This window comes from Acidithiobacillus sp., from assembly GCF_023255755.1.
Lineage (GTDB): Bacteria > Pseudomonadota > Gammaproteobacteria > Acidithiobacillales > Acidithiobacillaceae > Acidithiobacillus.
In genome coordinates, this window is sequence record NZ_JAGDVS010000104.1 from 1 (window position 1) to 7,064 (window position 7,064).

The following is a 7,064-nucleotide window of genomic DNA, read 5'->3' on the forward strand; positions in this document are numbered from 1 at the left end:
GTATCTCCCAGAGCTTGTCCTCCAGGTGCTTGATATGCGGCTCGTGGACCTGTTCCAATCCCACCTGTTCGATCAGTTCAAGAATACGGATAACCCGTGCTTGAACCCCTTCTGGAAGAGCCATGATCTCCGCCTGAACTCTGTCGTCCAGCGTTTCAATGGTCCACTTCACGATATAGCACTTTTGCGATGGCGGGGCAATTTCTTCATCGGCACAACCTCAGCAGGTTTTTTAATCCCTCCAGCCACGAGAATGGCATCGGTGCCCTTCTGCCAGGCATCGGCAACCGGGTCTTGCGCGAGTCGTGCATAAACGGCGGTGGTTTGCTGGGAATGGTGTCCTAGCCCCTTACCGATAACGGCCAGGGAAACCCCGGCGTCGATCTGGAAACTTGCCAGGGTCCGGCGTAGGTCGTGAATACGCAAATCCTCGATGCCTGCCCGTTCCAGTAGCCGCGCCCAGCCCTTTTTAGGCTCCACAAGGTGCCCTGTCTTGCCTGTGCTGGGGAATACCCATCCCTGCGCCCCTGTAGCCTCTGCGCGGGCCTGTAGCACCTCTATGGCGGCGGTGGTCAGCGGTACGGTGATATTGTCCTTAGCCTTCGCCTTGGAGCCGGGGATGGTCCATGTTGCCCGGTCCAGATTGATCTCTGCCCAGGCCATCGCCAGGACGTTGGAGCGACGCGCTCCGGTCAGCAGCGAAAGCATGATGTAATCCCGCATATCGGGGTTTTCCTCGGCGGCCAGTGCTTCAAAGAACCGCGGCATTTCATCTGGGTGCAGGCGACGATCCCGGCTTTCCTCCCGATTCATCTTTAGCCCGGCTGCGGGGTTGGTCAGTCCCGGTATATCCAGCGTCTTGATACCGAAGTTAAACAGTGCCCGCACCAAGGCCAGGACGCGATTTGCAAGAAACTTCCCAGACTTTACCGAAAGGGTAGAGTGCAGCTTGCGTATCTCGTTACGCTGAATGTCTGATAGCTTCTTGCGGGCCAGTCCTTGCAGGTGCAAGCGGTAGTTGTCCTGATCTTTGCTCAGGCTCTTTTTGCCTCTGGCTTTGCAGTCCTTCACCCACTCGCTGAACAGGTCAGAGAATGCCATCTCCGCCTTCCTGATGCGCTTCTGCTCGGCGGGGTTGGTCCCTGCGGCAATATCATTGACGATCTTCGCCGTAGTGGTCCGGGCCGTCTCAATGGTCACGGTGGTGGCATCGCCTATGCGTACCCACTCCACTTTGCCCTCCACCTTGCGGACGCAATAGAACGCCTTGGCTCCGGCTGGTGTAACGCGAATACATAGCCCCTTCTGTTCCAGGTCATAGACGGTGATCCGTTTGCCGGGGACCGGCTCCAGCGCCGCTATGCGGGCCTTGGTGAACTGCATCTTTTCGGGCATGTTTTACCCCCTCCCGGGCTAACCTTTTGCGGCGCATTTTCGCCACGATCTCCAGCATTTCCGGCCCAGTGACGCGATTTTCGGGCTAACCGTGGGCTAACCTCAGGTTAACCTTTTAGCGGTAAATCGGTCAATGTCGGTGAAGGTAGTATCAATCTAAGTGACTGATACGTCAATATACATGGGGGTAGATAAAACGTGATAAATGCTGGACTTTGAGACTGTTAATCACTAGGTCGGCAGTTCGAGCCTGTCCAGGGGATCCAAAAGAATTAGGCACTTAGAGAGTTTCTCTAGGTGCCTTCATTTTTTCTATCCAACCTATATCCAACATTGTGAGGAAAAACGGTAGGCAGCGTTAGGCGACTGCGGGTGAACAGGATCGGACAGGAACATGAAAAAACCTCTTGGTGAAGATCACAAAGGGGTTATAGGGATTTGTTGGACTGTTGGTACGCGGTCGGACGAGCATGCTTCAGGTGATCTCTATCTGTCCGGCTCGATGATCTTCAGACTTGGAAAATAGGAGCGATATCGGCGGCTGTCTCTGGTCAAAATGGGGTAATGCGCAACGGCGGCGTGCGCGCCAATAAAGAAATCCGCCTGCACGTTCTGCTTTTGACCACCCCGTCGGCGATACTGGGCAAAGGCCTTTCCGGCAAGGAATAGGGCTGGCCGGGTATGTCAATGATCTCCAGACGCATTTCGTCGATCGCTTCATTCAGGGTCTCATGCGTCGAGAAGGTCAGGGAGAGCTCCGCATAAATGATCGGATTGATGATGGGCTGATGAATCTTCGATTGACCGTATATCTGGGATAAAGACCATTGCACCCACTCGGGATCATTCTCCAGGATATCGACGAGGACGTAGGACGGTGGAGGGTAAAAAGGAGCGTTCAAGGGGCCAGATCGTGGAGCGTAGCGTAACCACGCGCGCGAATGTTCGCGAAGTCTGCTGCGAAGGTCGCGGCTACCTTCAAGACCCAGACGCCCGCATGACGAATGACCCGACTCGGTGCTTGAAATCACCGCCAGCGCACCGTGACGATACGATGCCGCTGCCAACCATCCCCCAGAGCGGGGTGCTTGAAGAGCACGAAGAGATTGTGGGCAATGACGCCAATCCGGAAGAAGGCGGCGTTGGCGCTTTCCTGGCTACAGGGCTTGCCGCCTGCAAGGCATACGCTCCATGCCAAAGCCGATTTTCAGTTCCTTATATGGATGCCGTTCTCGGAGTGCTCGCCCCGCTGGCGGTACCAGATCAGCACATCGGCAGTGCTTCCGGCCCGGTTGCTGGCGATGAGGTGATCGCGCGGATGGTCTTCTTCCAGCAGTCCGCCTGATGACGATAGCGCACCACGATGAGCCGAAGGGCCTTGTGGGTGACTTTCATGCTGTGCACGGTCTCCGCTACGGCGCAGTCGGCATATGGGGTCCAGGCGGATTCTGAAATCGCGGCGATAGCCGCTAGGGTCGGGGCATCTTACCCATCCGGCGCAAACAATCTCCTGTCGCGTCCGTGCTGGGGAGGCGGGTCCAAATTCAGCAAACGCCGCAAGGCACTATCCCCATGCACCATCCGCAGGTCTTCCAGAGCGCGCCCGCCACCGGTCAGCATCAATACCAAAGGAACAGTTCGCCAATTCCCCGGACCTGGACCGGCTGATTCTCGACGCCATCATGGAGGCCATGGCCTCGTTTACCTCCATGAGCACCCAGGCCCAAGATGAAAAATGGCTTCGGTGCACCTATCCCCGAAGATCAAATCGAGCGTATCGCCGAGCTGCTCTATCAGCGTGTCGGACCGCCCAAACCCTGACGGAATAAGCCTCGACCCGCCAGTGGATGGGGTGCTTTGGCAGCTACCCCACCTGCGCCCGGCTGGCATTGGGAACGATGAGGCCGATGGGCGCATGTGGACTCTACAACTTTTGTGGCTTGGGGTAATGGCGCACATAAGTCAGTGCCTTCTTAGCCGACTCTTCCGCCTGGAATCGGCAATCCTCCATTTCCGCTTCCGCAGCATTCATCATGGATATGGTTTCTGGTCGGCAGTAATAATGGGGCTGTATACCGTTTAACGCCATGGCCATGGCGTCACAAAACTCTTCCTCATCATCAGTGAATTGTCGCAGTACATCTTCCACCAGCGACTCGAAAAGATTTATTGGCCTGCCCATGACAAAATTTCTCCTGTCAAATGTTGACGACTCTGTCAGTATAGTTGTCCCTACCGAATAATGGGAGTTTTTTACTGCGGGGGGCTGCCAATTCGCCAAAAACAACTATATGATCAAAAGATAAGCTATATACCTGCAAGGCAAGGTACTGTGGGGGTGCTCGGTCAGGGCGATGGTCATGCCACGGGCATTCATTCGAATTTCTAGATCGCTTTCAAAAGGCGCATTATGCCACCACGCAGCGAATTTGAGGTCAATGAATGGGAGCTGGTGGGATGCAGAAATCCCGTTCTAGGTGCTGCATGATGCGACCGAGACGATCTTGCAGCGGCAGTTCGGCTTGTAGAGGTCACCTGGATGTTGGGGGCTCATGAATCTTGGGTTGAGGTGGCCATTGTGTAGCCAGCATAGCCTTGCCGCAAAAATGGGCCGGATTGCCTTCCTGGGTTTTCTCCCTGTTGCCCTGCTGTTGGGCTGGGATATTTATACCCATTACCAGCAGGCCTACACGGACGCGACCCAAAAACAGTTGCACAACGGCAAAATGGCGGGTGAACGTCTACAGGCCGGTTTCCGTGCTGCACAGGCCTTTCTCAAGGGCCTCGCGCTGGAGCCCAAAGTGCGCGATGGAAGCCCCGCCGTCTGTAGCGATTACCTCGCACGGATGACCGCGCCTTTTGTCTTTCGTTACACCCTGTTGGCGCGTAGCGACCGGCGCGGCATCGTGGATTGCGCTTCTACCGGTCCGCAGTCGATGACGGTTGGGCTCACGCCCAATATTCGCGACGCCTTGCAAGGACACTTTGGGATTGGGACGGTGCGCAAGGGTCCGCTAAGCAGTCAGTGGATCATCCCGCTCTCCTATCCGCTGCGCGACGCCGCAGGACACATTATGGGAACCGTCAATACGGGGCTGCGCGTCAGTTGGCTCATAGCACAGATCAAGTCTGTACAAACTCGGCAGAGGGAACGCTTCTGGCTGTTACGCGGCCAGCAGATCATCCTGGCGGATCCCGCATTGGCGCCGTTACCGTCTTGCAAAGGCGGTCTGCCCCTCTCTGGCACCATGAAGATCTGCCGCGACCCCCAAGGGGAACGACATCTGCTGACGGTCGCAGATGTCTCCACGGGACCAGGGGCAAAACTCGAAATTGTGATGGCCGAACCTCTGCGTCAGGTGCTGGCTGGTGCCAACACCCGCGCATGGATGGGCGCCATCGCCGGCGCCGCCATCTTGTTCTTCTCCTGGCTCCTCAGCACAGGGTTCGCCCGGCGCAGCCTCTACCGTCCCTTGCAAAGGATTCAGGATTTCGTGGAACGTCTGAGCACGGGACACTACGCGGATCGGCTCCCGCCAGATTTTCTCGCCCAAGCCGAACGCAACGACATCATCCGCCTGGGCGCCCGGATCAACACCCTGGCACTCAACCTGGACGATTCCCGGCAACAATTGCAGAGGGACCACGACCAGATGGCGCAGATGGCCATGCAGGATGCCCTCACCGGACTGCCTAATCGCCGCGCCCTGGATGCCGAGATCGAAAAGGCCATGGCCCGCGCCACCCGTCGCCACACCTTGCTCGCGGTCTGCATGCTCGATCTGGATGCCTTCAAACCGGTCAACGACACCTACGGCCATGATGCCGGAGATCAGGCATTGTGCAACATCGCGCAACGGTTGGGAGAGGCCCTGCGCAAAACCGATTTTTTGGGGAGAATCGGCGGGGATGAGTTTGTCCTCGTCCTCGAAGACGCTCAATCCATCGACGATTTGTTTCCCATTTTCGACAAGATCGCCGAACGCATGACGCAACCCATTGCCCTGTCCGCCAACACCAGCGTCCAAGTTGGCATCAGCATGGGTGTCGCCATTTATGCTCTGGAAGACGAGGGTAGCCCGGATGCGCTCCTGCGCTATGCCGATCACGCCCTCTACGAAAGCAAGGCGCACAAGGCTGACCGCACCCGCTACTGGGCCTTGTATGGTGAAGACTTCCCGCAGTGCCAGAACCGTTACCGGTACCTGTTGCAGCAGGAAGCCGTGGAGGTGCATTACCAGCCTATCCTCGATAGCCGCCAGAACCGGATTGTCGGTGTCGAGGCGCTGGCCCGTCTGCGAGAAGGGGATCATCTGCTGCAACCTGCAGAGTTTCTGCCCCATCTGGCCAGCGAAGACCTCTATCACCTGTGTGCCCAGGTACTCCGCGCGATCCTCCGCGACTTGCCGGAACTGGAAGCAGACGGGCACACCTTATGGGTCTCTTTCAATGTCGATCCCCGCTCGTCCTTTAATGCGCACTGTCGTGATGACCTGCGCGAGCAGATCGTGCAAAGCGGCATCGATCCCCGGCGCCTGCACCTGGAGATTCTGGAGGGCAGTGATTTCCTGGAACGTAAATCCGCAGTGAATCTCCTGCAGTCCATTCGTGACCTCGGTGTTTGTCTCGCCCTGGACGACATCGGCAGTGCCTACACCTCGCTACTGCGGCTAAAGGAATTGCCGGTGGACGAGTTCAAGCTCGATTATGGGTTCGTTCACAGCCTGGAAGAACGGCCGGAAGACCTGGCCTTCGCGTTGATCATCAAAGATCTGGCCGCAGAACTGGACCTGGACCTGGTTGTGGAAGGGGTTGAAACTGCTGCCGTTCAGGATGCTATGACGGTGCTCGGTGCCGAGCTTCTGCAGGGCTATGCCATTGCCAGACCCTTGTCTATCGACGCATTGCACAGCTTTCTGGCAGGCTTCTCCGCCGCTCCGCACCAGGGCCCCGAAACTATACTCGGCTTGTACGCCGAACACATGCTGCACCACAAGTTCTGGCTGCAGATCCTCGCCCATGATCCAGACATGGTCGATGCGCAGCGTCTGGGGGACCCGCAGCGCTGCAGCTTCCAGAGGGCTTTGGAGCAGATGGGCTATGGCGAAGGGAGTGAACTCGATGTCCTGCACCGGGAGTACCATCGCATTCTGGGAATCATCGCCCGCAGAACCATGCACGATATCGATCTGCACGGTCTGGTTGCTGCCAGTAATGCCCTGCGCAAAGCATTGGGTGAGAAATGGCAGCGAGTGAGACTTGGCGGCAATATTCTATGAGCCCACTGTATGGTGCCACCTTGGCCAAAAGCATCCAAACACCGGCTCCGGATGCCATATTGACCGGGATGGATGGCATACCGGATGATACGCATCATGACTGATCAGAACCCCCGCCAGGAACACCTTCCCGGTTTCCCTAGGCTACGGGAGCATGATTCCCAGGTCATCACTCGCTATCGTAATAGCGCGCGCATGCGCCATGTTATGGAGGGGGCGCTAAGAAAAAGACACCTGGTACTTCATTATCAACCGATTGTAAGCAGCGCAGGAGAGGTTCTGGGGGGTGAAGCATTGATCCGCATCCAGGATCCGGAACGTGGATTGCTTAGCCCCAATACTGTTTAGATAGTTTGTTTTCTGTCAGAATGGTTGCCATGTTCTGCTTCT

Annotated in this window: 7 protein-coding genes; 3 read left to right on the forward strand and 4 right to left on the reverse strand. The window is 56.9% G+C overall.

Annotated elements, in window-relative coordinates; all coding sequences use genetic code 11:
- The 3 genes from Q0C48_RS14690 to Q0C48_RS07220 form a co-directional block, all read right to left on the reverse strand.
- Positions 1-124: type II toxin-antitoxin system RelE/ParE family toxin (locus Q0C48_RS14690; RefSeq protein WP_366937031.1), on the reverse strand; the 124-nt coding region annotated here is incomplete at its 3' end.
- 44 nt (positions 125-168) lie between these two features.
- On the reverse strand, positions 169-1,395 hold the full coding sequence (locus tag Q0C48_RS07215) for a site-specific integrase (protein WP_291522935.1): 1,227 nt from the start codon (positions 1,393-1,395) through the stop codon (positions 169-171).
- A gap of 551 nt (positions 1,396-1,946) precedes the next feature.
- Positions 1,947-2,297, reverse strand: coding sequence for a hypothetical protein (locus tag Q0C48_RS07220; RefSeq protein WP_291522937.1), 351 nt, complete (start codon positions 2,295-2,297; stop codon positions 1,947-1,949).
- Between the two features lie 11 nt (positions 2,298-2,308).
- Here Q0C48_RS07220 and Q0C48_RS07225 point away from each other — a divergent pair, with 11 nt between their 5' ends.
- A complete protein-coding gene (locus Q0C48_RS07225) occupies positions 2,309-2,740 on the forward strand; it encodes a hypothetical protein (protein ID WP_291522939.1) in 432 nt (143 codons plus the stop codon).
- A gap of 579 nt (positions 2,741-3,319) precedes the next feature.
- Here the strand turns inward: Q0C48_RS07225 and Q0C48_RS07230 are convergent.
- Positions 3,320-3,577, reverse strand: coding sequence for a late competence development ComFB family protein (locus tag Q0C48_RS07230; RefSeq protein WP_291522941.1), 258 nt, complete (start codon positions 3,575-3,577; stop codon positions 3,320-3,322).
- A gap of 394 nt (positions 3,578-3,971) precedes the next feature.
- Between Q0C48_RS07230 and Q0C48_RS07235 the strand changes: the two genes are divergently transcribed.
- Entirely contained in the window at positions 3,972-6,674 is a 2,703-nt protein-coding gene (locus tag Q0C48_RS07235) for an EAL domain-containing protein (protein WP_291522942.1), read from the forward strand.
- 207 nt (positions 6,675-6,881) lie between these two features.
- Entirely contained in the window at positions 6,882-7,022 is a 141-nt protein-coding gene (locus Q0C48_RS07240; protein WP_291522944.1) for an EAL domain-containing protein, read from the forward strand.
- Positions 7,023-7,064 lie beyond the last annotated feature (42 nt).